We start from the raw sequence: 3,228 nt of genomic DNA, 5'->3' as shown, positions 1-3,228 counted from the left end.
TCTCGGATATGTCCATTATCCTCTTCCTTTAATGCTTTTTGTAGTTTCTCTACTTGCTCTTGATTGAGATAATTTTTCGCTGGCATCTTTCACTTGTTAGACTAAATTTACTTCCGGATTATACTTTATTTAAATGCTGAACAGCTTACCCAGATGACGGAATCGTTTGGCATCGGTGAAATGCGAGCAGCAAACCAAACCTCGCGATCGCCAATGGGTAAGCTGTAATCAAACTCAATGGTCTGCTGCATATCTAAAGCTCGCTGAATTTGCCGCAACCAACTCTCGGCTATTTCATCCTGATAAAAGTGTTCTATGGTATAGCCGATAATGTCAAAATTTGGTTCGTACAAAAGCTCGGTATTCGTCGGTACAACTTCAATATCTCCTTCGAGATTGATGACAAGTACGATGTCAGTCATCGCCTCAAAGATTGCGCGAATTTTACTCTCAGATGCGTGCAACTTCTCTTCAAGCAGTTTGCGATCGCGAAATTCTTCCTGAAGTTGCTGATTAAACTGTCTTAATTGGGAGGTTTGTTCGTCAACCAGATGTTCCCAGGGTTCCACGGTTTGATTAATTTTAAGGCTCAATAGGGATTCCGGGGAGTTAAGCAAGTAGGTTCTCCAACAAAGCAATAAGTAAGGCAAAGCCCTCGCTTTTTAGTATTGTGAACGAACTCAAAAAAGCCTAAGTACAACGGCAGCTTTTCTTGGGAGATACCCCGATGCGGGCGCAACCAGGAACGCAAGAGCGACCTCTCATCCTTGGATTGTATTGACATGGACTTCACACAAACCGTCTCCATCCTCATCGCGAGCATATTCACCCGTCCCATGACACACCGTTTTGTGGGCATAGCCCCACTCAGGCAAGGGATTGTAGATGGCGTATTCATCGGTATAGACCTAGGTGCCCGGTGTAATGATTGCTTTGATGAGTGGCTCAATAGTCGTTTGCTGGACATTGGTAAGCATCCGAATCACAACCGCCCCACCCCGTTGAATCATGCCGAAAACTGGCGGTTTTTCTTTTTCAAGCGTGCCCCGCCCCCGAACCCCTTTGAGCCGATTGCGTCGTCCGTTGCGCCCTTTTTTGTGACCGCTTCCGGGTTGCTTTTGTGTCCGGCTGTAACATAAACCTGATCACACTCTACCTCCCCAGATAACTGAACTTCCGGTTTGCCATCGACGATGCCTTGACGCAGTTGAGCGGTCATCTCGTGAACATCATCCTCGTCCAGGTCTAGTTCTTGAGCAATCTGACGGTTTGACAGGTTCAATCCCATTAGATACAGGCACAATATCCATACCCGCAATGGTTGATGATATCCGGCAAAAATCGTGTTGGTTAAGTCATCAAAGTGAGGGCAACAGTCTTTACACTGGTATCGCTGGCGGTGAGGTTGGGTTTCGTCCTTTCCACGTTTGATCACTTGAACACTGCTACTGGGGCAACAAACCCCCTCTTTCCAACGTAGTGGGCGCACGCTTTCGTGCTACGAAAGCGTCGTCAATCAGATGGGTGAGATTGAGAGTGAGCATGACAACAAAAGGTTAGTTATATTCTAGACATCCTACCAGCCTGCTCTTTCAACTTCATCTCCCCGGATCACCCATTGAGCCAAGTAGTTTTAGACCCGCCTCAAAATCAAGTGCCAGGTGCAACTGAGCCGTGCGCTCTTGCACCTGGCGTTCTAGCTCTGAGTTGAGATGTTTCAAAAGCCGTTCGATTTGCTTACGCTCGGTGATGTCGCGCAGCAGCCAACGCAGGCTGACTATTTGACCGTCTGAATTGCGAACAGCAGACACCGTCAGCGCCGCATCGAATGGCGATCGCTTGGGTGAACGCAGATGGATTTCCCAATCTTCAAGCTTGTCTAACTGCTGCAATCGATCAAGTTTTAGGTGAAACGTGGAGCGAGCGGGCTGATCAATAAAAACGAGCAGCGGCTTGCCAACTATAAACTGCTGCGAAACATTCAGCAGGGAGGCGATCGCATTGTTTGCTTCTTGGATTCTCCCATTGGCATCCGTGACGAGATAGCCATCCGGTGCAAACTCGAACAATTCCTGATAGCGCTGACGTTCTGACTCTACAGCTTGGCGAGTATTGACTAACGCTTCATTTTGATCACGCAGTTCTGCTTCAGATGCCTGCAATTCTTCTAAAACCGCTTGAAGCTCCTCCAACGCCTCTGATAGAAGTGCTTGCTGCGAGTCGGGTAGAGCGTTAGCCCGCTGTTGCAGTATCCAGGCTCGTTGGTACACTGCCTCTAGCTGTGGGGACTGTGCCATATCTGTTAACCCTTGCTTCTTGCTTTGCGGCTGTGGTTACGTAGCATTTTATGCAACCTGATCGTGCGGTACACCCATCGATCTACCAATTTGGCGTTGCTGGGTGAAGGTATGAATTAGGTAGGAACAGGGACGTCCCAAAATTTAAGATAGTGAAGTAGCAATCTCACCGAATGCTTGAGCATTTCCACTGACGCGAGAATAGCACAAGGTCTTGCGATGTAATCGAGCTAGATAATGTCTCAATCGGGTGTTTTCACCTTCGACTCGGGTCATATAGGTTTTGCTCACAATCTGGTCTCCATCGGCAATAAAGTTGGGATACACCTTGTTGCCATCGGTTACATAGAAGAAGCACTGCCACAGACTCACTAAATTCCACAAGGGCTTAAAGGTTTCGCTACTATGGTCTCCTATCACCCAACCAAGAATTCCGGCTTGGAAGTAGTCAACGGCTGTCCACAGCCAGATTTTGTTTTTTTTGAGCCGACAAACGTTTCTAATTAATCCAGTTCCCCAACCTCCGGAATGGTTTCTGGTTCATAGGTATCTGGCAGTTGTTCTTCCACTTGCATCACCCAATCGATCACCGTTGTGTGATGCACTCCCTTGACTCGCTCAATTGCCCGAAAACCTGTGCCATTGACATACATTTTGAGGCATTCTCGTTTGAACTCTTCCGGGTAGCCTTGGGGAGGATCGTAGCAATCGATGAATTGACGACCACAATTGACACAAATGTAATGCAAGCTTACCTCTTTTCTTCCCATTCTTACGGATGTGGGCGGAGCTACATTCAGGACATTGCATTGACATTTCCCCTAATTCATACCTTTATTCTGCAACGCCACCAATTTTGACCCTGCGCTTATTCCTCTGTTACTCGTCCAGTCAGGTTCACTACTACCCGGAGCAGTTGAGTCAGGTCAAC

The 3,228-nt window shown here is 47.5% G+C and carries 2 protein-coding genes and 2 pseudogenes; all 4 read right to left on the bottom strand.

Annotated elements, in window-relative coordinates; genetic code table 11:
* Window positions 1-125: 125 nt before the first annotated feature.
* Window positions 126-569 (bottom strand): PAS domain-containing protein, encoded by a 444-nt coding sequence (locus tag H6F63_RS00390; protein WP_190633934.1) that lies wholly within the window; start codon window positions 567-569, stop codon window positions 126-128.
* Window positions 570-589: 20 nt separating this feature from the next.
* A pseudogene (locus H6F63_RS30780) lies at window positions 590-1,544 on the bottom strand (IS1595 family transposase).
* Window positions 1,545-1,598: 54 nt separating this feature from the next.
* The gene (locus tag H6F63_RS00380; protein WP_190633932.1) at window positions 1,599-2,297 is read right to left on the bottom strand and encodes a PAS domain-containing protein; all 699 of its coding nucleotides are present in this window, start codon (window positions 2,295-2,297) and stop codon (window positions 1,599-1,601) included.
* A gap of 116 nt (window positions 2,298-2,413) precedes the next feature.
* Window positions 2,414-3,107 (bottom strand): annotated as a pseudogene (locus H6F63_RS00375) (IS1 family transposase).
* Between the last annotated feature and the right edge of the window lie 121 nt (window positions 3,108-3,228).

Source organism: Trichocoleus sp. FACHB-40, from assembly GCF_014695915.1.
Lineage (GTDB): Bacteria > Cyanobacteriota > Cyanobacteriia > Cyanobacteriales > FACHB-T130 > Funiculus > Funiculus sociatus.
This window is presented reverse-complemented; position numbering and strand designations above follow the sequence as displayed.

Bases quoted from the DNA above. Each gene is read 5' to 3' on its own strand.
- H6F63_RS00380 (WP_190633932.1), bottom strand. From the start codon at position 2,297: ATGGCACAGTCCCCACAGCTAGAGGCAGTGTACCAACGAGCCTGGATA.